Here is a 20,948-nt window from a genome sequence, read left to right as displayed (position 1 = left end):
ACGAACGATGAATGCCGGAGGCTTTCGCGAACCGGCTATTCGCAGGTGGTGTCGGCCGCGTTGGTGACGGTCAGGTCCTCGGGCAGGTGCGTCGGCTCGGCGGCGGTGCCCTGCACCAGGTGCACCTTCACCGCCGAACCGCTCGGCGACGGCGGCGCGACGGCGCGGTAGTCGGAGCCCAGCACCACCCGCACCACATTGCCCAGTCCGGTGGCCCGCTCGATGGTCGCGTTGGCGAACGACGATGCCACGGTGGCGGCCGCCTGCTCGTTGCCCGGCGCGAAGAACACCGTCGTCGCGTCCAGCGGGCCGGGGTAGTCGTCGGGGGTGTCGACGTTGAATCCATGCTGCTGCAGCGCCGCGGCCGCGTCGGCGGCGAGTCCGTTCTCGCCGGTGGAGTTCGACACCCGCACGGTCACCGAACCGGGATCGGTGGCCACCGCGTCGACGAGCTCGGCGTCGACCGCCGCCGCCGGACCCACCGGCATCTCCGGGGTCTGCGGCACGGGCGTGTTGTCGGAGTTGCGTTCCTCGGGCAGCGGGTCGTCGTTGATGATCGCGTCGAACAGGGCGTGCACGTCGTCGGTGCGGGGTGGCTCGTTACCGTCGGCGTCCGTCACGCCGGTGGTGGGCACCGTGATGAAGCTGATGCGCCCGGCGTTGACGCCCTGGATGGACTGGCCCAGGTCGACCAGGTCTTTGGTCTTGATGTTGTCGACGTAGCTGTCCTGGATGAACATGTTGACGACGTTGTTGAGCTTGCTCAGCGAGAAGAACGTGTCTTTGGAGATCAGCGACCGCAGCAGTGAGGACAGGAACAGCTGCTGGCGTTTGATGCGGCCGTAGTCGCCGTTGACCTCCGTGGTGACCTGGCGGGCGCGGACGTACTGCAGCGCGGTGTGCCCGTCGACCATCTGCCGTCCGGCGTGGGCCAGCACCGTCCCGAGTTCGTAGTCCTCCAGCGGGGTGGTGCTGCACACCTCCACGCCGCCGAGCGCGTCGACCATCTTGGCGAAGCCCGCGAAGTCGACGGCCATGAAGCGGTTGATCGACAGACCGGACAGCTTCTGGATGACCTTCACCAGGCACTTGGGCCCGCCGAACGCGTACGCCGAGTTCAACTTGGTCTCGGTGTAGACCTCGTCGGGCCCGTATTCACCCGTGTCCTCGTCGTACACCGGGCCGTACTGCCCGGTGTCGGGATTCCACGCCTGGCATTGGGTGGGGGTGATGGCCAGGTCGCGCGGGAAGGACACCGCCACCACTCGTTTGCGGTTGGCCGGGATGTTCACCAACATCACCGTGTCCGACCGCGCCCCGGCCGCGTCATCGGTGGTCCCGGCGCCCATATCGCTGTTGGCACCGATGCGGCTGTCCACCCCGACGATGAGGAAGTTCTCGTCACCGAACTGGGCGTTGGGGTCGATGATGTCGCGGGAGTTGAGATCCAGCGCCGACACCTTGTTGAGGCTGTTGTTCTTCATCGACTGCCACTGCCAGGCACCGCCGGTCAGTACCAGCGCGGACACCGCGATGAGCGCCGCCGCGACGCGTCCCATGAGGCGCACTCGTGGGTGCCTGCGCCGCGGGGCGGGCGTGGTGGTCGGGGGCGGTGTCGGTGTCGGGCGATCGGGATGGGTGAACAGCGCCAGATCCGGAAGTTCGGACGCGTAACCGGCGGCGAAGGCCGGTGCGACGTGCAGGACCTCGGTATCCGAATCACCCGGCTCGTCCGGCTCGACGGTGTCGGCCGATACCGGTGGCTCGATGTGCTCGACCGCTGGTTCGGCGGACGGTTCGGGTGCCGGTTCGGCTTCCGGTTCGGTACGGCGCCGGCGCCCGCCACCCGCGCCGGATTCGTTGGCGAGTTTGGCGATGAGGTCGGCGACCGCGACGCCGTCGGTGTGGTTACCGGTGCCCGCGGCGTCGGGCCGGGGATCGGGCGGCAACACGCCCTGGGCGCGCTCCCACGGCGCGGCGCCTGGTGCCGGCGGCGTCGACCGGGTAAGCCTCGGGGTGGACGGTGTTCGATCGGGGGGACCCCAAAGACCGGGAGTGGCGTTGTCGCCGTCACTCATGTCCTACCGGCCTTCGACTTTTCGCGGGGACGTGCGCGCCGTTGCACACGCGGGGGTCGTGGGGGCTGCATTGTTGTCTAGCAGTCCGGCACCCGCTTCCGCCAACCGGAAGCGGTCAAGTGGGTCCCCATCGTACTGAGACAACCCGAGCCCCAGCCAGTCCGAAGATGTGACGAGGCCGTCTCGATCTTGTTTCGGACGCAACTATCCAGCGGCCTCGATTCAGCCGCCCGAATGCATCACATCGGCCCCTTCGGGGACGGTGATGTCGTCCGGATCGTCGAGCCAGCCTTCGGGCAGTGTCACCGACGACGGCGAGCCCTGCCTGCCGCGCGGGCCGGCGGCGTGCGGCGGGAACGGCACGTCCGCGTCGAGCTGACGTAGCAGGGTGTCGAGCTCGTCGAGGGTCTTCACCAAGGCCAGCGCCCGGCGGGTGTCGGCGCCGGCCGGGAATCCGTGCAGGTACCAGGCGATGTGCTTGCGCATATCGCGCATGCCTTTGTCCTCGCCGAAGTGGGCGGCCAGCAGCTGACCGTGCCGGCGCATGATGTCGGCCACCTCTCCGAGCGTGGGCGGCGTCGCGACCGGCCGGCCGGTGAAAGCGGCCGACAGTTCGGCGAACAGCCAGGGCCGGCCCAGGCAGCCGCGGCCGATGACGACACCGTCACAACCGGTCTGCCGCATCATGGCCAGCGCGTCGTCGGCGTTGAAGATGTCCCCGTTGCCCAGCACCGGGATCGAGGTGACGTGCTGCTTGAGTGCGGCGATCTGGCTCCAGTCGGCCGCGCCCGAATAGCGCTGGGCCGCGGTGCGGGCGTGCAGGGCCACCGCCGCCGCACCCTCTTGTTCGGCGATCCGGCCGGCGTCCAGATGGGTGTGGTGGGCGTCGTCGATCCCGATGCGGAACTTCACCGTGACCGGGATGTCGGTGCCTTCGGTGGCGCGCACCGCGGCCGCGACGATCTTGCCGAACAGCCGGCGCTTGTACGGGATGGCCGAGCCGCCGCCGCGCCGGGTCACCTTCGGCACCGGGCAGCCGAAGTTCATGTCGATGTGGTCGGCCATGTTCTCGTCGACGATCATCTTGGCCGCGGCGTAGGTGGTATCCGGGTCGACGGTGTAGAGCTGCAGCGACCGCGGCGACTCGGTCGGGGCGAAGGTGGTCATGTGCAGGGTTACGGGGTGGCGTTCGACCAGCGCTCGTGCGGTGACCATCTCGCAGACGTACAGGCCGCTGACGGTTTCGGCCCTGGCCAGCTCCAGCTCGCGGCACAGCGTGCGGAACGCGACATTGGTGACGCCGGCCATCGGTGCCAGCACGACGGGGCTGTGCAACGCGATCGACCCGATCCGCAAAGCTGCGGATCGGGTCGGAAGCGGTTGGACTGCGGTCAGCGTCATCCGGCCGCGGAGGAGGTGACCAGCAGGTTCTTCATCGCCTTCTTCTCGGCGACCTTGCGCTCGCGCTCCAGGCGACGCTCCTTGGCGATCTCGAACTTCACGCAGGTCTCCTCGAGCTCCTCGACATGCTTGCCGACTTCGTCGCGCAGCTTGGCGGCCTCGCCGGTGAAGTCCTCACGCTCGAAGATGCGCCACTTCTTGAGCACCGGCATGACGATGTCGTCGAGGTGGATACGCGGGTCGTAGACACCGCCGGTGGCGATGACGACGGCCTTGCGGCGGAAGTCCGGAATCGTGTAGCCGGGCATCTTGAAGTTGGTCAGCACCTTGTGCAGCGACTTCATCGCCTGGTTGGGGGCGATGTCCAGGCCGGCGGCCGACACGTCCCGGTAGAAGATCATGTGCAGGTTCTCGTCGGCCGAGATCCGGCCCAGCAGCTGGTCGGCGATGGGCTCGTTGCAGGCCTTGCCGGTGTTGCGGTGGCTGACGCGGGTGGCCAGCTCCTGGAACGTCACGTAGATGACGGAGTCGAACAGGCTCTCGGCGAACAGTTCGTCGCCGCCCTGCTGGTTCTGGCCGGGCGAGAAGCCGCGGGTGACCTGCTCGACGCGCAGCTCCTCGAGTTCGATCGGGTCGATGGAGCGGGTCACCAGCAGGTAGTCGCGCAGCGCGATGCCGTGCCGGTTCTCCTCGGCGGTCCAGCGGTTCACCCAGAAGCCCCACGGGCCGTCCATGGTGAAGTTCATCGCGATCTCGCGGTGATAGGAGGGCAGGTTGTCCTCGGTCAGCAGGTTGGTGACCATCGCGATGCGGGCAACCTCGGACAGCTTCGACTGCTCGGGATGCCATTCTTCGCCGCCCAGGGCGTAGAAGTTCTTACCGTCCGACCACGGGATGTAGTCGTGCGGATTCCAGTCCTTGCGCATGGACAGATGCCGGTTGATCTGTTTTTCGACCACGGGCTCCAGCTCGTGCAAGAGTTGGAGATCGGTCAGTTCCTGTGACACGGTCACTCCCAGTTATCTGTACCTGTTGGTTGCAGTCAATATATCTGTGGACTCCGGTTACATCAAGTTTGTTGCCGGGCCCGTCATGTAACGGTTGCCACACGTTTTCAGGATTCAAACAGGCTCGGCAGACGGGCTGCGGTCGGTTGCGCAGCGCGTTACGATGCCCCGCATACATCAAGACCCTGAGTAATGGGAGTAGGGCCACACGTGAAAAAGCTGATCGTTCTGGGGTCGGGCACCGTCGGTGCGCTGGCAGCCGCTACCGCGTTGTTCGGTACGGGTGTGGCTGCTGCCGACAACTACGCCGGGCAGACCTACAGCGATGCCAGCTCTGCGGCCGGCGACGCCGGTCAGACGGTCGTCGTCGCCGCCCGCGTCGGCGACAAGCTGGATCAGGGCGACTGCATCGTCACCCGCTCCCAGACGGCGCCGTTCGCCAGCGCGAACGACGGTGCGCACGTGTCCAACACCGTGCAGTTCTACCTGAACTGCAATGGCGGCGTCGCGACCGCCACCAACCCGGGCGCCTCCGTGGCCAGCCCGGAGGGCCGGGCCGCCAAGGCCGCCGCCGACGAGGCCGAAGCCAAGGCGCTGGCCGAACAGCAGGCCGCCGAACAGCTGGCCGCCGACCAGCAGGAGCAGGAGCTGGCCGAGGTCAGCACGCCTGACCAGTAGTCAGTGCGCTCCGGTCCGGTCCGCTTCTGCGGCCCGGCGGAGCACCAGGTCACTGCAGTAATCGACGAACTGTTCCCGCGTCGCGCTCAGCCGTCCGTTGAGATAGCCGGTGAACAGTGCCGTCAGTGCGCCCACCAGACCGGTGGCGATCATCTCCTGGCGGGCGGGATCGCTCACATGGATCAGCCTGCTCTGCAGCAGGCTGATGAATGACGGCATCCAGTCGGCACCGGACTTGGTGAGCACCGGTTCGTGCTCCGGTGCCAGCAGGAGCACCCGTCCCCGAGTGGGGTCGTCGACCATCAGGGCGACGAAGCGTTCCACCGCGTCGCGGGGCGTGGCCGCGGACGCCAGTGTGGCCATCGCCGTCGTGCACACCTCGTCATATACGGCGCGCACGAATTCGTCTCTGTCGCCGAAGCTTTCGTAGAAGTAGCGCTCGGTCAGCGCGGCCGCCCGGCATACCGCACGGACGGTCAGGCGCGGGCCCTCCGGGCCGCCGAGCAGCCCGATGCCGGCGGCGATCAACTCGGTGCGCCGCAATGCCTGGCGATCGGACAGGGGGACACCCGACCACCGGCCGCGTCGTTGACCGGATGCCTCGCGACTCCTAAGCTCCATAGTGACAACGAGTGTAGTCAGAATTCGCTCGACGGCGAAGGGAACAGCGCCCGTGACGCAGGACATGTCGCAGTCATGCCCGGCGGCCGAGGAGCAGGCGCCGGCCGCGGGGTGCCCGGTGACCTCCGGCGGGTATGACGCACCGCCTGCCCCGCTCGGTCCGGACTCGCTGACCTGGAAGTACTTCGGACAGTGGACGGGGTTGTTCCAGGGCACCTGGGCCGGCTCGATGCAGAACATGCATCCCCAGCTGGGCGCGGCGGTGCAGCAGCACTCGATCTTCTTCATGGAGCGGATCCCGCGGCTGCTGCGGTCCATCTACCCGATCGGCGGTGTCGTCTTCGATGGCGATCGGGCGCCGCAGACCGGTGCCGAGGTGCGCGACTATCACATCGGGATCAAAGGGGTGGACGAGCAGGGCCGGCGGTACAGCGCGCTCAATCCCGACGTCTTCTACTGGGCGCACGCCACCTTCTTCAAGTCGACGTTGCTGGCCGCCGAGAAGTTCGGCGGTGGCCTGACCGAGACGGACAAGCGCCAACTGTTCGACGAACACATCGCCTGGTACCGCATGTACGGGATGAGCATGCGGCCGGTGCCCAAGAGTTGGGAGGACTTCCAGGCGTATTGGGATCACATGTGCCGCAACGTGCTGGAGAACAACTGGGCCGCGCGTGAGGTGATGGATCTGTCGACCATGCCCAAACATCCGTCGCTGCAATGGATTCCGGATCCGTTGTGGGCGCTGAACCTGAAAGTGATGCAGCGCTTCCTGACCTTCATGACCGTCGCCCTGTATGACCCGCCGGTACGCGAACTCATGGGGTACACCTGGTCGCCTCGGCAACAGTGGTGGCACGACCGGCTGTGCAATGTGATCACCCTGGTGTCGAAGTACGGACCCAAGCGCCGGCTGATGCATCCGCGCAAGCGCTCCGCGATGGACCGCGCGACGGGCCGGCTGCCCGCCGACGCGCCGCTGGTGCACACCCCGGCGCGCAACCTGCCGCCGGTCGAGTACCGCGACAGCCCGAATTTCTACTGCCCGAACGTCGGCTGATCCCGCCCGCGCTGCTTGCCCGTGGACGGGCTAGCGTTGTCGGCATGCAGGGGCCGGAACTTCTCGGCGGCCGATATGAACTGCGGGGGGTGCTGGGCCGCGGCGGTATGGCGGAGGTCCGCGCGGGCTGGGATGTCAGGCTCGGTCGCGCGGTCGCCATCAAGATGCTGTATCCGCAGCTGAGCGCGCAGCCGGACAGTCGCAGACGGTTCGCCGTCGAGGCCAGGGCGGCCGCCGGACTGAGCCATCCGCATGTGGTCGCCGTGCACGATGTCGGCGAACACCGCGCGACGCCGTACATCGTCATGGAGCGGCTGCCGGGAGGCACCCTGGCCGATATTGTCGACCGCGGCCCGCTGCCCGAGCCGCACGTGCGTGCCGTGCTCGATCAGGTGCTGTCGGCGCTGTCGGCCGCGCACGGCGCCGGCGTACTGCACCGGGACATCAAACCGGCCAACATCCTGCTCACCGAGGACGGCTCGGCGAAGGTGGCCGACTTCGGCATCGCCAAGAGTGTGGAGTCGGTGGACACCGTGACCGGCGAGGTGATCGGCACCGTGGCCTACCTGTCCGCCGACCGGATCGCGGGCCGGCCGGCCACGGTGGCCGACGATCTGTACGCCGTCGCGGTGGTCGGCTACGAGGCACTGTCGAGCCGGCGGCCGTTTCCGCAACAGAACATCGCCGAGCTGGCCCGCGCCGTGGCCGAGCGCCGGTATCAGCCGTTGGCTGCCCTGCGCCCCGACGCCGACCCGGCCTTGGTGTACGCCATCGAACGCGGATTGGCCGGCGGCTTCGGCAGCGCTGCCGAGATGCGGGCGGCACTCGCGGGCGGGGCGCCGGTGCGCCCGCCGACGCGGGTACTGGAGCATCCGCTGCCCGATCCGGCGACGACGGTGCTGCCCCGGCGGCGTAGGCGCCGGCGGCCGGTGCTCGCGGCGATCGGCGCGCTCGTGGTCGTGGTGTTGGTGGTGCTGGCCTTCGTCGTCGATGCCGCGTCGCGCACGGTGGCGCCGCAACCGGCCGGCACGGCCACCTCCGAGCCGCCCCCGCCGCCGGTCACCACCTCGGTCGCGCCGCCGCCCTCGCTGGTGCCCGCTCCCGTCGACCAGCAGGGCCCGCCGCCCAAGGGGCCCGGCAACGGGAACGGCAAGGGAAACGGCAACGGGCACAAGCCCAAACGCGGTGAGGGCTGACCGCGCGTTGTGAGTTCCTCGTAGCGTGGCGTGTACGCCGGCGAAATTGCCGGGCAACGGCGCCGCGGTGTGCTGGTGGCATGAGTATCTACGAGCAGATCGGCGGTGGCGCCGCCATCGAAGCGGTGGTGGCGGACTTCTACGTGCGCGTGCTCGCCGACGACGAACTGGCGGGGTTCTTCACCGGCACCAACATGGCTCGGCTGAAGGGTAAGCAGGCGGAGTTCTTCGGCGCCGCCCTCGGCGGTCCGGAGCCCTACACCGGCGCGCCGATGCGGCAGGTCCATCAAGGCCGGGGCATCACCCTGCATCACTTCGACCTGGTCGCCGGGCACCTGTCGGACAGTCTGACCGCGGCCGGGGTGCCCGAGGAGTTGGTGGCCCAGATCATCGCGGCCGTGGCGCCGCTGGCCGACGAGATCGCCACCGCGCGGAGCGCGTGATCGTGACCATGTGTGGTGCCCCCACCAGGGCTCGAACCTGGGACCTGCGGATTAAAAGTCCGTAGACGGCCACCTTTGGCGTCCGTCAGTTTCGCGGCATGACCGCCGACGGCGCGCAACGGAATCGTTTCGGTGTGGCGACGGAGCGGTCACTATTTGACGTGGTGAACCATACGAGCAACTTGTTTCCTGTGAAATCACCTGGTATGAGCCCAGCAACCACAGTGATTACGACCGGTTCCGACGATTGGAAGCTTTGGCAAGTAGCTAAGCGCCTCTCCCGCCGAACCATCAACGAGCGCCTTCGAGTTATCCGACTGTTACACAACGAAACTGGAATCCAGCCAATATCTATTACGGCGATCGACATCGTCGAGTGGATTGCTGAGCACGACGGAGATTGGTCCGACTCGACGGCAGCGACGTACACCAGCTATCTTTCCGCGTGGTTCAAATGGCTACAGATCGTCGACCGGCGGATCGACAATCCGATGGTGAAGGTCGGCACGCCACGCGTGCCGGAGCGCGAGCCGCGGCCGGTCGCTGACACCGAGGTCGTGAAGCTGCTTCAGGCCCGGATGTGGACGTCGACGCGCCGCATGATCCTGCTCGCACTGCTCGCCGGTCTCCGCGTGCACGAGATCGCCCAGATCCGCGGCGAAGACGTCGACTTCAACACCCGATTGCTGTGGGTCAAGGGCAAGGGCCGGCGGCTGAAGTCGGTGCCGCTGCACCCGATCCTGCTCGAAATGGCGAGCGAGATGCCCGGCGCCGGCTGGTGGTTCCCGATGCGCGGATGCGAGTCCGAACACGTCCTCTCGAAATCGGTGTCCGACATCATCGGCCGCACCATGCGCCGCGCCGGCGTCCGCGGTACGCCGCACGCACTGCGGCACTGGTACGCCAGCACGATGCTGGACAACGGCGTCGACATTCGCGTGGTCCAAGAGCTGCTGCGCCACAAGTCGCTGGCCACGACGCAGATCTACACGAAGGTGCCCGACGGTCAGCGGTTCGACGCGATCGCGGGACTGGACCCGTGGCGGGCCCTGCACGCCCGGCCGCGCGAGCTCAAAGCGGCGTCCTAGCTCTGCTTCTCGGCTCGCCGCTCGATCCACCTGTCGATGGTCTCCGGGAACCATCCCTTCACCCGGCCGATCATCACGTCAGGTTGCGGCATCCGGCCGGGAATGTTGGCGTAGCTCTTGACGGTGTTCGGTGACAGGCCGGTGCGTTCGGCCACTTCGTTCACTCCAAGAGCCCTGATCATGACCACGGGCCAGACGGTATGAATACCGAGGTATATATCCCGATCGGTGTGCCCGTACGGGTGTGCCCGTTGGTGGTGTGATGGCGACGCGCGGCGGCAGTTCTCGGGGTGTAGCTGCGAGTCGCCTGGTGATGCCGCTAGCGTGATCGGCTATGACCGTTCCGTCTTCGCCGGCTGGCTGGTATCCGGACCCGACCGGGAAGCCGATGCAGCGCTATTTCGACGGCGTGCAGTGGACCGAGCAGTACGCGCCGGCCGCGCCGGCTGTCGCGCCGCCGATGGTGCCGCCGCCCGCCGGCGGGGTCGTGGTGTCGGGCCCGAACCACATCCTGCATCTCATCCTGACGGTGCTCACGTTCTGGGCGTGCGGCGGGTGGATATGGATTTGGCTGATCGTCGCCCTGGCCAACAACAAGCGCGTGCAGACCGTCGACGCGTACGGCCGGGTCATCACGCCGCCGCCGGCGCGCCCGGCCGGGCCGGCGGGCCCGTCGTTCATCGATCGCGTCAAGGCCGGCGATCGCGAAGACACGTTGATGTGGGTGTCGCTGGGCGTCGCCGCCGCGGTCGTGGTCATCATCGCGATCGTTCTCATCGCGGCGGCATAGACGGGGATTGGTCGCAGCTCTCGCCCTTGGGTGGTGCGTGGACCGGCTGGTCGCAGGTGGTGCAGCGCCAGGTCATGTGTCGGTCGCCGCACGCGCATGGGTAGCTGCCGACGATCACCTGGCCGGGGCCGAGCTGGTGGCCGTTCGGGCATTGGGCCGGCCGCTGGACGTGCATGCCGCCGCGGCGGTTCGGGACCAGGTCGCCGACCTCGGGCATGCGGTGGATCGTAGCCGCGGCCGCTGACATGCCCCGGGCGGTCGGCTACTCGGCGGCCGGGTCCGGCACCTGCGCGGCCGCGATCGCTTCGTCGGTTGGATCCGGGTCGTGCGGGTTGTCGATCCAGTCGGCCCGGTTCAGGTGCGCCCACGCGCCCGGGCCGTCGACGCCGGCGGGCGGCGGGTAGTGGCGCACCGCGCCGGTGCACACCTTGCAGGTGCCGTTGCGCACCGGCCGTGTCGACGTCGAATCAGGATGTCCGGGCATGCATCCGATCGTGCCGCGTCTCGCCTTACTCCACGCGGGAGCTGGCCGTGGTCAGGCTGCGGGCAGCAGGCGGGCGCCGACGCTGTTGTACGTGCCGCCCGTCGCCGAGAAGTCCTTCGAGCCCGACGCGTCGCCGGCGGCGTCGCCGGCCAGCCCCCGCAGGGTGTTCGCGACGGCGCTCGCTGCGCGTTGCGTCTGGCTGTAGTTGCCCAACGTGTGGCCGGCCGACATCGCGTTGACCGCGACTTGGTTGGCGCCGACCGGGATGGTGATCGCGGTGCCGGAGCTGATGCCGGGCGCCGACACCACATTGTCGTACCCGCCGACGTTGGACCACAGCCACGCCATCAGCCAGATATTGCGGCCGGTGTTGGTGCCCGAGCTCTGGATTCCGGCCAAGGGGTGCGACCCGTCGGTGGGCGGGTTGGGGAAGATCCAGAGCTGCGAACCGTAATTCGCGCCGCCGCTGCGGTCCTGGCCGCCCATCAGTGTCGCGGCGACGCCGTTGTACGAGCACCCGAACGTGGTGGTGCCGCCACCGTTGGCGTACCAGTTGAGCGCCATAACCAACGCCAGGTTGGGGATGCCGCTGTACGCCGACAGGTCGACAGCGCCGCTCGCGGTGGTGCTTGTGCCGAAGCTGTTGCTGTTGGTGAACTGGCCGAACGTGGTCTGAAACAGGACCGGCGCAGATGCGGCGGCCGCCTGTGTGGATGCGGCGATCGCGCCGCGGCGCGACACCCGGGTCACGTCGACAGATCCCCGGTCGCAACCCACTCGTTTGAGCCGCGGTAGCGCAGCGCGACCGACGAATACTGGCCGGTGAGCTTCTTCTTGCTACCGACGCTGCGGATGGTCACGCCGGCACCTTCGACGAGGGTCACTTGACCGGCGCCGTAGGCGAAGATCTCACAAACCCCGGTCGCCGGGAACGGAACGGTGCTGCTCGGCGGGATGGTCACCGTGTTGGCCGCCGCGTTGGTCGTCTCGACGACCTTGCCGAGGTCGGTCAGCGCGAGCGTATAGGCCGTCTCGTTGGTGGGCCGGGTGTTCGGGGTGATCGTGTCGACGTACAGCTTCGTGACGCCGTCGGACGGATCCGATGGCGCGGCGCCGACCTGCTTGCGGGCCATCAGCCGAAGACAGCCACGCGGTAGGCGCCGGACGCCGGCGCGGCGGCGAAGCTGACGGTGACGGTGTTGGTGGTGGCATGCACGACGTCGGCCTCCACTTCCTCGTACGTGGTGGCGTTGTACACCACAACGTCGACGTCACGGGTGCCGAGGTTGTGCGTGACCGTGATGACCGACGCGCTGCCGTCGCCGATCGCGGTGGCGTACTTCCGGGTGACCACCGATGTGTCGATCGCGATACCGCTGGCCCCGACGGTCAGGCCGCCGGACGGCGCCGCAACCGCGGTGATCACGCCGCTGCTGATGTTGATGCCGTTGCCGGCGGTGTAGTTTCCGGACCCGCCGGTCTGTGCCCACACCGTCGCGGTGGTGCCCGGGGTGATGGTGCCGTTCGTGGTGCACGTCCACTGCGTGTCGGCCTGCGTGGTGCCCGCGGAGACGTAGACCGTGGCGTTCGGTACGAGTTCGCCGGCGCCGTCGGCGTCGGTGGCGCGGGTCGGCGCGCCGGACGCGTTCACGGTGTAGATGCCGTTCTCGGATCCGGTCGTCTGATTCTTGATCAGGATCCGGTTACCGGTGGCCAGGGTGACGCCGTCGATAACCTGTCCGGCCGCGAATGCTGTTGCCAGGGCGCCGTTCGCGGTCGTCGCGGCGTCGACCGCCTTCTTCCACGACAGGCCGGCGATCAGGTTGTCGACGTAGTCCTTGTTGACCAGGTCGGTGCCCGCCGACGGCGATGCGGCGTTGATGCCTCGCTGATTTTGGAGGTCGATGCCGGTGAGGAACTTACGAGCCATGACGTGCCTTCCTTAGATGATCTGCGCGCGGCCGGATTGGGGGGTGGCGAAGACGACAGCGATCGGGGTTGTCGCGTCGTCGGGCATCGTGACGTCCGCTTCGACAACGACGTTGCCCACGAGGACCGTCACGGAAGTGGCCTTTCGTCCAAGGGGGTTGGCGATAGTCCATGTTGCCGCCGGGGCGCTTTGTGTGTGCGTGAACCCCTGCCAGGTGTTCGACGATTCGACCGCGGCTTCGATGGCCGGGCCGAGGTCGAGCCCGTCGCCGAGGTCCACCCCGGACGCGGACAGCACGAGTGTCGCCATGCCTTCGATGCGGGCGTCGTCGGGGATGAGCCGCAGCACGAGTTGGTTGTCGCTGCTGGGCGGCAGGTTGATCCGCTCCACCGAGGTCAGGTTGATGCGGGTCGCCGATGTCGGTGCGGCGAAGTCGAAGTCGTCGAACTTGTACTGGCCGCCGTTGATCTTCATCGGCTCGAAGTGCACGCGGTAGATCAGGTGCACGCCGGCGGGCAATTCGAGCGCGGGCGTCTCAGCGATCAGCGGCACGCCGACCGAATCGACCTGCTCGTTGTACTGCTCGGCCGTCGGGGTGTCCGGGCCGGTGGCCGGCGCCGGCCCGCGGACCGCCTTCAGCACACCGGATTCCAGCCGCGCCGCGATCGGCAGCAGCAGCAGCGACATCATCGGATCCTGATTCAGGATCGCGATCTCTTGGGAGTCCTGCCCGATCAGCTTCGGCGTGAACAGGATGTCGCACCACGGCTTGAACGCGTCCGGGTTGAAGCCGGGATCGAAGGTGTCGCCGATGATCCCGCGCGCTTGCCAGTCGACGAAAAACGTTGTGAGGTATGAAAGATCAGCCATTGTCGGATGACTCCTTATCCCGCCTTCGGACCGTCTGCTGGTGGACCAGCGCCGCAATCATGGCGACAGCGGCGAGCGCGCTCAGACTGTAGATCGCGAACCGGAGTTCTTGCCGGCCGGGAAAATCCGGATCCCACCAGGTCGCCAACGAGATCTGCCACAGCAGCAGTGACCACATCGTCTTCATCGCGAGGTACGGCGGTCCGACCTCGCTGGTCCACCACCTCGACCAGAACGCATAGCGCACAGTGAAAATGGTGGTCAGCAGGGCCACGATGACCAAGACGACGTTGGCCGCGATTCGGAAGTGATTCGGATCGAGCCACCAGATGTCCGAGAATAGCGCCCCGCCGATCAAGACGATGCACGTGACGATGAGCCGCCTCACGCCTGCCGTCTCCTCATCGCGAGCTGGATCGATTTGCCGAACCCGTTGAGCGACGCTTCTTGACGCAACCGCGCATCTGCCTCTCGTGAATACTGGATCAGTTCGCCGATGCCCTGCGTGGCTTCCTCGGCGCGTGCAAGACGCTGCTCGGCTTCCGCGGTGCGGCGCCGCCATGGCCACCACATCACGTCCCCTCTCGGGCGAGCGCGGCGATCTCTTTCCGGAACGACGAAACCATCTCGGTCGCCGCGATGGTGCCGGCGGTGTTCTCGATCAGCGCCTTTGTGGCCTCGTGATAGCTCTGCTCGTACTTGTCGCCGCGGGCTCGCTCGGCGCGGTAACGGCCGCCGGGCACAAGGCGTTCCGTAGCGATCGCCCACATGAAGATGATCGCGATGAGAGTCGCCAAACCGGGCCCGGTGAGACCGGCCCAGAATTCGGGGTTTGTCCAGCCCATCACTTCGGGTCAATCGGCGACGGCGTGGCCTGGCCCGGATCCGGTGCGCGCCGGCGGCGGCGTGGCTTAGGGCGCGGTTTGTTGGCCGGGCCCTGCCACACGACGTACGTGCCCAGCGCAACGGTCGCGAGGAAGCGCACCCACTGGCCGCCGTCGGTCGGCCACGGCACGCCGCCCTGCTGAAGCTGCATCGCGACGTTCGTCAAGAACAACGCGAGAAACGCCAGCAGCGCCTTCCAGCATTCCTTCAGGACAGCCAGCATGATTCGGCCTTTCTCATTGCAGCCGGAGGGCGACGTCGAACTGGAATCCCTGATTCCACATCGCCCACGAGCCGGGGAAGAGCAGCAGCGTCGCACCGTTCGGGCAGGTCTCGCGGATCGTCTTCACCGCGTGATCGACGGCCGTCATCCCGTCCCAGAACGCGTGATTCAGGTCGGCGTACATGCCGTGCGCCTGCGTGCCAACGAACTTCACCGCGTCGACCATCAGGTTGATGAGCGACGGCAGCAACGCGAGCAGTTGCAGCGGGTTGACCAGGTTGCCCAGCGGGTTGGCCGGCACGAAGTTCACCGGGCCCGCCGTGACGAAGCCGACCAGGCCGGACAGGATGCCGGCCACACCGGTGTCGTCGGACGAACCGACCAGGCCGGTGAGTTCCTGCATCGCGACCGTCGGCATCTTCGTCAGCAGCCACGACGCGAAGTCCAGCGTGAGCTCGGCGCGCGAGATCACCTCGTAGAAGAAGAACAACAGGCCGCGGGCCCGCGGGTACCAGTCGCCGTCGATCGAGTACGACCAGTAGCGGTCGGCGACGAAGTCGGGGTGCGGCTGCCGGCTGATTCCTTCGCCCGGGTCGTTGCCGAGCAGTGAGCCGTCCGGCCGCATCGACGGGTCGCCGAAGTTGATCGACATCAGGTAGCGGGCGCGCTGCTCGGCGGTCAGCGTCATCTCGTAGTCGCGAAGCGTCTTGGCGCCCATCGAGTAGCCGATACCGATGATGTCGCCGTCGATGGTCTGCGTGAGCCGCTGGCCTTCGCGGGCGCCGGCCGCGGTGTCGCGGTTGAAGCTCGGCGCGTCCGGCGGCATCAGGTAGGCGCGGGTGTCGTGCCAGACGCCCTGGATCCGGTACTTCGGGCCGAGCACCGGCGGGATGTAGGCGCGGATCGCGGTGCGCAGCGCCAGATCGGCGATCCCGTCGGTGCGCAGCGGCTTGTCGCCGCCGGTCATCTTGCGCAGCAGCGCCGGATCGGAGTTGATGTGGATCGCGAGCTGCTGCACCGAGCGGCGCGTCGCATCATCGAACACACCGGTCTCGAGGACACCCATCTGCACGGCGAACGAGTTCTTCGGGTACGCGTACAGAAGCCGGTGCTGCACGCGGGCGACCTCGGATCCGACGTCGCCGAGGCCGTACCCGATCCACTTCCCGCCGGCGTCGTGCGCCATCAGGCCGCACCCATCTTGAAGACAGCCTGAAACTTCGGCTTGAACGCGACGAGCGCCTTGCACATGTCCTGGCCGAACTCGGCGACGAAGGGGTTCGTCGCGGCATAGGAGTCCGGCGCCACCCCTTCGCGGGCGACGCGCTCGACGTGCTCGACGGCGTAGGGCACATCGAGCAGGTAGGCCAGCGTGTTCCGGCCGTCCCACACGTTTCCGTCGATGTTGTAGATGAAGCCCAACATCGTCTCGATGTCCTTGCCGTCCTCGGCCAGGGCGGCGCGGGACGGGCCCCGCTTCATGATCTCGTCGTAGAGCTCTTGCTGCTGCTTGTCGGTCAACGCCATCAGAAAGCCTCCGGTCCTCGGTTTACGGTTGATCTGCGCCTGGATGTCGGCGCGCAGGATGTCCATGTCGATCGCGCCGGGATCCCACTTGCCCTCGGCGGTGGGTGGGTCGCCCTGGTCGTATTCCTTGTGCGACAGGCTGTGTGACGCGTCAACGTCGATACGCCGGTTGATCGCGGCGTTGACCTTCACCAGCGCGTCATACTGGACGTCCGGCCAGGACGAGCGGTGCGGCTTGCCGGGGGATCCGCCGCCGTCGTTCTGGCATTCGATCCCGATCATCCGCTGGTTGGCGTTGTGGCGGCCGAGGCCGGGCCAGTACCCGGTTCCGCCGTGCCAGCACACCCCGACGGCGACCAGCTCGACGACGCCGTCGCGGCGAAGGTGGATGTTGGCCAGCGGGCCGGCCAGGTCGCTACGGCCGTAGCGGATCGACTGCCACGTCGACCCGTTCGATCCGGTGTGGTGATTCAGCACACCCCACAGCGATCCCATGTCGCCGTGCCCGGATTCCAGCCAGCCGGGCGTCTCGATGACCGTCAGGCCCTCGGCGCGAAGGACATCGGCCAGCCACACCGGGTCGCCGGTCCACGGGCCGTGCTCGTACTCGATCGCGTCCGGGGGCGGCGGCACGGTGACCGGCCCGCCGGCCTTCACCTCGTTGTACAGGCGGATCGCGTCGCCCCACCACTGTGCGTACGCCTCGGGGACGCCGGAGCGCTGCACGCCCTGAACGACGTCGTTGGCCGACTTGGCGGCAGCGATGAAGTGGCCGGCGTCGATGCCGTCGTTCGCGTGGAATTCCTTGGGCAGCCGCGACATGAAGTTGCGGATCGCGGTGCGCGGGTTCATCTCGTCGGCGACGGTGCCCCACCACAGTTCGCCGTTCGGGCCGCGCTGCTGCTGGCAGATGCCGACGCTGCGGCCGTCGTCACTCTCGCTGTCGTGCGGGTAGTTGACGCTGGTCGGCTCGCGGGTCGGGTTCGCGGGCAACCATATCCGCCGCTCGAAGGGCGGATCGTTGTCCTTCACGCCGACTTCCTGCAACGTGCACATGCCGGCGAGCACCGCGGCGGGCTTCTCTTCAAGCCCAAGTTCGTTGGCAACCTCGATGAACAGTCGCATGTAGTCGGCCCGCGTTCTCAGCGGGTCGTCTTGGAGGAAGCGGGTAAAGCTCACGCGTTGAGCACAACACGCACCCGTGATCCTGAGCTAACCGATCGCGGCCGGCCCGACATCGACCACGGGCACCATACGGGTCCATCCCGCAAGGCGTTCCGCGCGCGGGTAGCTGCCGCCGCGGTCCAGCGTCATCGCCCCGTAGTCGCCGAGCGTGCTCCCGTCCGGCAGCTTCACCGCGACGGCGCCGAACGTCGGCGAGTCCTCGCGCAAATCCTGATACACCTCGGGCCGGTTCACGGCGTCACCAGCTCGTAGCCGGCGGCGGCCAGCGCGTCAGCGAAGCTCTCACACCCGGGCACCGACACGAGCGGTGTCATGCCGTTGGCAGGGTCGCCGTCGGCGTCGAGCACCACCGCGTCAGCGTCGGCCAGGAACACGTCGGCCTTGTCCGGCAGATGCATCTTCACGATGGGCACGCGGACACCCAACATCTCCTGCACCGTGCTCGCGTCGAGCCGCGGGATCGTCACCAGAAGGTGCTTCCCGTCCGAGCATTCGTAGTGATTGGTCACCGGGCAGAACTGCGAAAGCTGTTCGCCTACCAGGGTTGCTGTTTCCATCTGTCCCACCTACTTGTAGTAGAAGATCACCATGCCTGGCGCGCCCGGGCCACCGCCGCCGGCCGCGGCGCCGTTCGACGCACCGCCGCCACCGCCACCACCGCCGGGGTATCCGCCCGCGCCGCCCTTGCCGCCGGTGTTGAGGGCCACCGACGCCGCACCACCACCACCGCCACCGCCGCCGCCGCATTTCACCGCGGCCCCGGCCGACACCGAATCGCCCGGCTGGCCCGACGAACCGAAGGTGCCCGTGGCGCCGCGCGCCCCGCCGGCGGCCAGCAGCGACGGCGACCCGGGCGTGCCGTTGCCGGTGTTGTAATCGCTGCCCTTGCCGCCGGACCCGGGGATCGACGCCGACGGCGAGTAGCCCAGCGGTGTGGACATCCCGCCACCCGACCCGTGCGCGGCCGACTGCGCCACCACCGTGCCCGTATGCGGGGTGGCGTTGTGCACCCGCACGTACGACAGGTTGTTCGCGGCGCCGACCCGGGTGTCCAGCGCTGCGATGCCGGTCAGGTCGACCCGGTTCACGATGTAGGAGCCGTGCAGGCCGCCCGCGCCGCCGCTTCCGCCGCCCGACGATCCGCCGTTGCCGTCCTGGCCGCCGCTGAACATGCCGATGTTGAACTCGACGGGGAGGGGCGACGGGACAACCCAATTCACCTCGTCGGAGGTGACCACGTGCACGTTGTAGCCGTTGAGCACGGCGTCTTTGATCTTCTCGATCGTGTACGTGACCTCGGCCGCGGTGCCCGAACCGCCGCCGCCAAACCACCCGTTGAAGATGCCCGTCGCGATATCGACGACGTTCTCGAAGAGCCCGGGCAGGTTCAGGATCTTCGACGGGTCCAGAATCGGTACCTGGAAGGGATCGAGCAGACCGCCGATCAGCCGGCCGAACCGGTTGCCCAGCTCGCCGAGGAAGTCGACGGCGCCACCGATGACCGTGGCCACACCGTTGGCGGCGCCGGCCAGGATCTCTTGCGGCGACGGCAGGCCGAAGATCGACCCGAGCGCGCTGAACAGATCGTGCCACTGCCCGCCGATGGCATGGGCGTCGTCGCCGATCGCCGACAGCGGATCCTCGTACGACGACACACCCTGGCGCAGCGGATTGAAGATCGCGTTGCCGGTCCCGCGCGACTGCGGATGCTTGTCAACGGCTTTGGGCATCAGCTCACCGGGATCAGCTCGATAGACAGATGCGAGTCGTTGGTCACGTACTTGTAGCTGCCGGATCCGCCCTGGCGCACCAACATCACGTAGATGTCGATGCCCTGGTCCTTCGAGATGCGGCCGACCGCCGACTCGGGGTTGACTGCCCGGGTCGGGTCCGCGGCCGACGACCAGTGGTCCCGGATGTGGGCGACCGTCTCGGTGTCCAGCGTGGCCGGGTCGTAGATCGCCTTGCCGATGAGCTCGCCGGACTCGGGCGCGTCCGTCGATCCCTGCGGCAGCATCCGCACTTCGACGCACACCTGCGCGGAGTTGAACAGGCCGTACCGCTGCCAGCGCAGGTGCCCGCCGACCTTCGGATAGAACGCGTAGTCGAGCGGCCCGACCGACGGCGCCGCGATGACGGTGCGCGCCGCCGAGTACGTGCCGGCCGGCCCGAAGCTACCCTGCGGGATGGTGATGTACTGCAACGTCTGCTGCGTCGGATCACCTGGCACGAAGCGGCCTTCGCCGTTGTGCGCGGACGCATCCCAGATCAGGGTTTGCCCGTCCTGCATCTCGCCTTCGAAGTCCAGCGATTCGGCGATGCGGGAGTTGTCGCCCTTCGGCCCGACGATGCCCGGGATGAGCAGGTGGAACGTCGGGTTCTCGTCGGTGCCGCCTTCCTGCACGACGATCTCGCCGTACGGGGTGGCCCCGGACATCACCACCTGCTCGGCCGTCATCGAAATGTTCGGGGTCGGCCCGGGCGGGCCCGGGATTGCGCCGAGCAGCACCTGCCAGTTGTCGCCGTCCCAGATGTGCCAGAACCCGGCGATGTACCAGGCGCGGCCGGCGTCGCCTTCGCCGAGCCCGTCGGGCAGGTCGGCGGGGTTGGTGATGGTGGACTGGAATTCCGGCCGCCAGAACGGCGCCGGCAGGCCACGCGGACCTTGCGGTCCGATCAGCGCGTCGAGCGTCAGCGCGGCCTCGTCGGGCATCAGCGTCAGCGTGCCGGCGATCATCTGCGGATCCCCCGGGTTGCGGGGCATCGCGTAGAACTTGATGTTGACGAAACGCGTTCCGAGGTAGATCGGTTCGACGGGGATCGTCATAGCTGGCCCTTCTCTCTGAGTGCCTGCGCCTGCTCGCGCAGATAGGTCGCTTCCGGGGTCTCGTCGCCGGCCGGTGCCAGGTGGTCGGCCATCTGCTGGCCGCCGACCTGGAAGGCTTTGCGCGCCGCGGGTTCGAACATCCGCCGATAGGCGCGCTGCGCTTCGGGCGTCATCTGCGCCATCGCCACGTCGTGAGCTGCCTTGCGGCGCCGCGCTTCTTCCTCGGCGTCGGCCTGGCGGGCTTCCTCGGTGTCGAACCGCTTCACCACCCACTCGTGCGAGTCAGCCAGCCGGCCTTCCTCGTCGGGGAGCACCTTCGGCCGGATCAGCGCGATGTCTTCGTCTTGGGTGACGCCGGCGAGCGCCGCGTGCAAGACGAGCAGTTGCAGTGTGGCGTCGTCGATTCCGATGATCGTGCCGTCGGTCACCTTCACCGCGTCGCGGAAGAACCGCATGAGGCGGTCCTTGCGGGCCATGACCTCGTCCCACTCAGCTTTCGTGAAGGCGTCGACGTAGGGCGAATCGCGCACCCCCGGCATCGGTGGCCGGGTCCGACGCTTCAACCGTGCACCTTTGCCCATCAGTTCGTCCCTAGCGCCATGAGACGATCGGCCTCGGAGTCGCTGACCGGCACTGTGATGACCGCCCACTGACC

Annotated in this window: 28 protein-coding genes; 7 read left to right on the top strand and 21 right to left on the bottom strand. The window is 67.8% G+C overall.

Translation table 11 applies throughout. The features are described 5' to 3' along the window. Window positions 1-35: 35 nt before the first annotated feature. From AWB94_RS13265 to AWB94_RS13255, 3 genes are all read right to left on the bottom strand, one after another. Window positions 36-2,078, bottom strand: a complete 2,043-nt coding sequence (locus AWB94_RS13265) for an LCP family protein (protein ID WP_062655767.1) — start codon at window positions 2,076-2,078, stop codon at window positions 36-38. Window positions 2,079-2,300: 222 nt separating this feature from the next. Continuing rightward, the gene (gene dusB / locus AWB94_RS13260) at window positions 2,301-3,479 is read right to left on the bottom strand and encodes a tRNA dihydrouridine synthase DusB (RefSeq protein WP_062655766.1); all 1,179 of its coding nucleotides are present in this window, start codon (window positions 3,477-3,479) and stop codon (window positions 2,301-2,303) included. Further along, window positions 3,476-4,486, bottom strand: coding sequence for an acyl-ACP desaturase (locus tag AWB94_RS13255; protein WP_062656120.1), 1,011 nt, complete (start codon window positions 4,484-4,486; stop codon window positions 3,476-3,478). The genes dusB and AWB94_RS13255 overlap by 4 nt, the downstream gene beginning before the upstream one ends. A 210-nt stretch (window positions 4,487-4,696) precedes the next feature. Between AWB94_RS13255 and AWB94_RS13250 the strand changes: the two genes are divergently transcribed. Next, window positions 4,697-5,164, top strand: coding sequence for a hypothetical protein (locus AWB94_RS13250; protein WP_062655765.1), 468 nt, complete (start codon window positions 4,697-4,699; stop codon window positions 5,162-5,164). Here the strand turns inward: AWB94_RS13250 and AWB94_RS13245 are convergent, their stop codons facing one another. Continuing rightward, complete coding sequence (locus AWB94_RS13245; protein WP_084395054.1) at window positions 5,165-5,785, bottom strand: TetR/AcrR family transcriptional regulator; 621 nt, start codon at window positions 5,783-5,785, stop codon at window positions 5,165-5,167. Window positions 5,786-5,849: 64 nt separating this feature from the next. On the opposite strand from AWB94_RS13245, the gene AWB94_RS13240 reads away from it, so the two are divergent. The 4 genes from AWB94_RS13240 to AWB94_RS13220 all read left to right on the top strand — a co-directional run bounded on the left by AWB94_RS13240 (window position 5,850) and on the right by AWB94_RS13220 (window position 9,572). Further along, window positions 5,850-6,845 carry an oxygenase MpaB family protein gene (locus tag AWB94_RS13240; RefSeq protein WP_201029526.1) on the top strand — a complete coding sequence of 332 codons (996 nt, stop codon included), beginning with the start codon at window positions 5,850-5,852 and terminating at the stop codon, window positions 6,843-6,845. Between the two features lie 44 nt (window positions 6,846-6,889). Next, the gene (locus AWB94_RS13235; RefSeq protein ID WP_062655762.1) at window positions 6,890-8,041 is read left to right on the top strand and encodes a serine/threonine-protein kinase; all 1,152 of its coding nucleotides are present in this window, start codon (window positions 6,890-6,892) and stop codon (window positions 8,039-8,041) included. Window positions 8,042-8,121: 80 nt separating this feature from the next. Beyond that, a complete protein-coding gene (locus AWB94_RS13230) occupies window positions 8,122-8,484 on the top strand; it encodes a group I truncated hemoglobin (RefSeq protein ID WP_062655761.1) in 363 nt (120 codons plus the stop codon). 98 nt (window positions 8,485-8,582) lie between these two features. Then, on the top strand, window positions 8,583-9,572 hold the full coding sequence (locus tag AWB94_RS13220; RefSeq protein WP_234811731.1) for a tyrosine-type recombinase/integrase: 990 nt from the start codon (window positions 8,583-8,585) through the stop codon (window positions 9,570-9,572). Here the strand turns inward: AWB94_RS13220 and AWB94_RS13215 are convergent. Further along, complete coding sequence (locus tag AWB94_RS13215) at window positions 9,569-9,760, bottom strand: helix-turn-helix transcriptional regulator (protein WP_062655759.1); 192 nt, start codon at window positions 9,758-9,760, stop codon at window positions 9,569-9,571. The two genes, AWB94_RS13220 and AWB94_RS13215, sit on opposite strands and share 4 nt — an antisense overlap. Window positions 9,761-9,906: 146 nt before the next feature. Between AWB94_RS13215 and AWB94_RS13210 the strand changes: the two genes are divergently transcribed. Both AWB94_RS13210 and AWB94_RS13205 read left to right on the top strand, forming a co-directional pair. Beyond that, window positions 9,907-10,362 carry a DUF2510 domain-containing protein gene (locus tag AWB94_RS13210; protein ID WP_062655758.1) on the top strand — a complete coding sequence of 152 codons (456 nt, stop codon included), beginning with the start codon at window positions 9,907-9,909 and terminating at the stop codon, window positions 10,360-10,362. Window positions 10,363-10,399: 37 nt separating this feature from the next. Beyond that, window positions 10,400-10,606, top strand: a complete 207-nt coding sequence (locus tag AWB94_RS13205; protein WP_062655757.1) for a hypothetical protein — start codon at window positions 10,400-10,402, stop codon at window positions 10,604-10,606. A gap of 18 nt (window positions 10,607-10,624) precedes the next feature. On the opposite strand, the gene AWB94_RS13200 is transcribed toward AWB94_RS13205, so the two are convergent. Genes AWB94_RS13200 through AWB94_RS13125 form a run of 16 tightly spaced genes read right to left on the bottom strand, consistent with a single transcriptional unit; the run spans window position 10,625 to window position 20,823 of the window. Continuing rightward, entirely contained in the window at window positions 10,625-10,846 is a 222-nt protein-coding gene (locus AWB94_RS13200) for a hypothetical protein (protein WP_064961258.1), read from the bottom strand. Between the two features lie 51 nt (window positions 10,847-10,897). Then, window positions 10,898-11,596 carry a hypothetical protein gene (locus AWB94_RS13195; protein ID WP_062655755.1) on the bottom strand — a complete coding sequence of 233 codons (699 nt, stop codon included), beginning with the start codon at window positions 11,594-11,596 and terminating at the stop codon, window positions 10,898-10,900. Further along, entirely contained in the window at window positions 11,593-11,979 is a 387-nt protein-coding gene (locus AWB94_RS13190) for a hypothetical protein (protein WP_062655754.1), read from the bottom strand. The genes AWB94_RS13195 and AWB94_RS13190 overlap by 4 nt, the downstream gene beginning before the upstream one ends. Then, window positions 11,979-12,776 (bottom strand): hypothetical protein, encoded by a 798-nt coding sequence (locus AWB94_RS13185; protein ID WP_062655753.1) that lies wholly within the window; start codon window positions 12,774-12,776, stop codon window positions 11,979-11,981. Before AWB94_RS13185 ends, AWB94_RS13190 begins: the two co-directional genes overlap by 1 nt. 12 nt (window positions 12,777-12,788) lie before the next feature. After that, a complete protein-coding gene (locus tag AWB94_RS13180; RefSeq protein WP_062655752.1) occupies window positions 12,789-13,646 on the bottom strand; it encodes a hypothetical protein in 858 nt (285 codons plus the stop codon). Continuing rightward, window positions 13,639-14,004, bottom strand: coding sequence for a putative phage holin (locus tag AWB94_RS13175; protein WP_131805236.1), 366 nt, complete (start codon window positions 14,002-14,004; stop codon window positions 13,639-13,641). The genes AWB94_RS13180 and AWB94_RS13175 overlap by 8 nt, the downstream gene beginning before the upstream one ends. 26 nt (window positions 14,005-14,030) lie before the next feature. Beyond that, entirely contained in the window at window positions 14,031-14,219 is a 189-nt protein-coding gene (locus tag AWB94_RS13170) for a DUF7620 family protein (protein ID WP_062655750.1), read from the bottom strand. Then, the gene (locus tag AWB94_RS13165; protein ID WP_131805235.1) at window positions 14,219-14,494 is read right to left on the bottom strand and encodes a hypothetical protein; all 276 of its coding nucleotides are present in this window, start codon (window positions 14,492-14,494) and stop codon (window positions 14,219-14,221) included. Before AWB94_RS13165 ends, AWB94_RS13170 begins: the two co-directional genes overlap by 1 nt. After that, window positions 14,491-14,754, bottom strand: a complete 264-nt coding sequence (locus AWB94_RS13160) for a hypothetical protein (RefSeq protein ID WP_062655748.1) — start codon at window positions 14,752-14,754, stop codon at window positions 14,491-14,493. The genes AWB94_RS13165 and AWB94_RS13160 overlap by 4 nt, the downstream gene beginning before the upstream one ends. 13 nt (window positions 14,755-14,767) lie before the next feature. Next, on the bottom strand, window positions 14,768-15,940 hold the full coding sequence (locus AWB94_RS13155; RefSeq protein WP_062655747.1) for a hypothetical protein: 1,173 nt from the start codon (window positions 15,938-15,940) through the stop codon (window positions 14,768-14,770). Continuing rightward, complete coding sequence (locus tag AWB94_RS13150; RefSeq protein WP_234811730.1) at window positions 15,940-17,460, bottom strand: peptidoglycan recognition protein family protein; 1,521 nt, start codon at window positions 17,458-17,460, stop codon at window positions 15,940-15,942. Before AWB94_RS13150 ends, AWB94_RS13155 begins: the two co-directional genes overlap by 1 nt. 33 nt (window positions 17,461-17,493) lie before the next feature. After that, window positions 17,494-17,700 carry a hypothetical protein gene (locus AWB94_RS13145; protein ID WP_062655745.1) on the bottom strand — a complete coding sequence of 69 codons (207 nt, stop codon included), beginning with the start codon at window positions 17,698-17,700 and terminating at the stop codon, window positions 17,494-17,496. Continuing rightward, window positions 17,697-18,023: a DUF7572 family protein gene (locus AWB94_RS13140; RefSeq protein ID WP_062656119.1), complete on the bottom strand. Its 327-nt coding sequence runs from the start codon at window positions 18,021-18,023 to the stop codon at window positions 17,697-17,699. The genes AWB94_RS13145 and AWB94_RS13140 overlap by 4 nt, the downstream gene beginning before the upstream one ends. A gap of 9 nt (window positions 18,024-18,032) precedes the next feature. After that, on the bottom strand, window positions 18,033-19,196 hold the full coding sequence (locus tag AWB94_RS13135) for a hypothetical protein (RefSeq protein WP_062655744.1): 1,164 nt from the start codon (window positions 19,194-19,196) through the stop codon (window positions 18,033-18,035). Next, window positions 19,196-20,293, bottom strand: coding sequence for a hypothetical protein (locus AWB94_RS13130; RefSeq protein WP_062655743.1), 1,098 nt, complete (start codon window positions 20,291-20,293; stop codon window positions 19,196-19,198). Before AWB94_RS13130 ends, AWB94_RS13135 begins: the two co-directional genes overlap by 1 nt. After that, window positions 20,290-20,823 carry a phage gene 29 protein family protein gene (locus AWB94_RS13125; protein WP_131805234.1) on the bottom strand — a complete coding sequence of 178 codons (534 nt, stop codon included), beginning with the start codon at window positions 20,821-20,823 and terminating at the stop codon, window positions 20,290-20,292. Before AWB94_RS13125 ends, AWB94_RS13130 begins: the two co-directional genes overlap by 4 nt. Window positions 20,824-20,948: the final 125 nt, after the last annotated feature.

Origin of the sequence: Mycolicibacterium canariasense (genome assembly GCF_002101555.1) — a bacterium.
Lineage (GTDB): Bacteria > Actinomycetota > Actinomycetes > Mycobacteriales > Mycobacteriaceae > Mycobacterium > Mycobacterium canariasense.
The sequence above is the reverse complement of the archived record's forward strand: the minus strand, read 5'-3'. Positions and strand labels throughout refer to the sequence as shown.

Coding starts and splice junctions, on each gene's coding strand:
- AWB94_RS13265 (WP_062655767.1), bottom strand. CDS start 2,078: ATGAGTGACGGCGACAACGCCACTCCCGGTCTTTGGGGTCCCCCCGAT.
- dusB (WP_062655766.1), bottom strand. CDS start 3,479: ATGACGCTGACCGCAGTCCAACCGCTTCCGACCCGATCCGCAGCTTTG.
- AWB94_RS13245 (WP_084395054.1), bottom strand. CDS start 5,785: ATGGAGCTTAGGAGTCGCGAGGCATCCGGTCAACGACGCGGCCGGTGG.
- AWB94_RS13240 (WP_201029526.1), top strand. CDS start 5,850: ATGTCGCAGTCATGCCCGGCGGCCGAGGAGCAGGCGCCGGCCGCGGGG.
- AWB94_RS13235 (WP_062655762.1), top strand. CDS start 6,890: ATGCAGGGGCCGGAACTTCTCGGCGGCCGATATGAACTGCGGGGGGTG.
- AWB94_RS13230 (WP_062655761.1), top strand. CDS start 8,122: ATGAGTATCTACGAGCAGATCGGCGGTGGCGCCGCCATCGAAGCGGTG.
- AWB94_RS13220 (WP_234811731.1), top strand. CDS start 8,583: ATGACCGCCGACGGCGCGCAACGGAATCGTTTCGGTGTGGCGACGGAG.
- AWB94_RS13210 (WP_062655758.1), top strand. CDS start 9,907: ATGACCGTTCCGTCTTCGCCGGCTGGCTGGTATCCGGACCCGACCGGG.
- AWB94_RS13200 (WP_064961258.1), bottom strand. CDS start 10,846: ATGCCCGGACATCCTGATTCGACGTCGACACGGCCGGTGCGCAACGGC.
- AWB94_RS13190 (WP_062655754.1), bottom strand. CDS start 11,979: ATGGCCCGCAAGCAGGTCGGCGCCGCGCCATCGGATCCGTCCGACGGC.
- AWB94_RS13185 (WP_062655753.1), bottom strand. CDS start 12,776: ATGGCTCGTAAGTTCCTCACCGGCATCGACCTCCAAAATCAGCGAGGC.
- AWB94_RS13180 (WP_062655752.1), bottom strand. CDS start 13,646: ATGGCTGATCTTTCATACCTCACAACGTTTTTCGTCGACTGGCAAGCG.
- AWB94_RS13170 (WP_062655750.1), bottom strand. CDS start 14,219: ATGTGGTGGCCATGGCGGCGCCGCACCGCGGAAGCCGAGCAGCGTCTT.
- AWB94_RS13160 (WP_062655748.1), bottom strand. CDS start 14,754: ATGCTGGCTGTCCTGAAGGAATGCTGGAAGGCGCTGCTGGCGTTTCTC.
- AWB94_RS13155 (WP_062655747.1), bottom strand. CDS start 15,940: ATGGCGCACGACGCCGGCGGGAAGTGGATCGGGTACGGCCTCGGCGAC.
- AWB94_RS13140 (WP_062656119.1), bottom strand. CDS start 18,023: ATGGAAACAGCAACCCTGGTAGGCGAACAGCTTTCGCAGTTCTGCCCG.
- AWB94_RS13135 (WP_062655744.1), bottom strand. CDS start 19,196: ATGCCCAAAGCCGTTGACAAGCATCCGCAGTCGCGCGGGACCGGCAAC.
- AWB94_RS13130 (WP_062655743.1), bottom strand. CDS start 20,293: ATGACGATCCCCGTCGAACCGATCTACCTCGGAACGCGTTTCGTCAAC.